The organism is Microvirga sp. HBU67558, assembly GCF_018069605.1.
In the GTDB taxonomy this organism is placed as follows: Bacteria; Pseudomonadota; Alphaproteobacteria; order Rhizobiales; family Beijerinckiaceae; genus Microvirga; species Microvirga terrae.
Window position 1 is genome coordinate 1 of the sequence record NZ_JAGPUP010000119.1, and the last position, 301, is coordinate 301.

General features: G+C 62.1%; 1 pseudogene. It reads left to right on the top strand.

The window, feature by feature from the left end:
* Positions 1–301, top strand: a pseudogene (locus KBI52_RS33765) (replication protein C); the annotation flags it as partial.

Sequence of the window (301 nt, forward strand, 5' to 3'; positions counted from 1 at the left end):
CTGCGCGAGGTGCAGAAGCGCGCCTTTGACGAGGTCACGATCTGCCGGCGGGCGGCGGAAGAAGCCCTGGCGGCCCTGGCGGAGCATTTCCCCGATCTTGATCGCACGGAGTTCGAAGGGGAACTGAAGGCCTTGCAGGCCCGCACGCCAGCCCGGTCCAAGGTGACGCTGCCGGCCGACTTGCTGGATGCCTGGCAGCTGTTGAGAACCCAGGTTGAGGAAGCCTTCTATGAAGCGGGCAATGCCGGACTCGGAGTCCGTCACTCTAATAACAACAACGGATCTCCTAGTGAGACTTGTA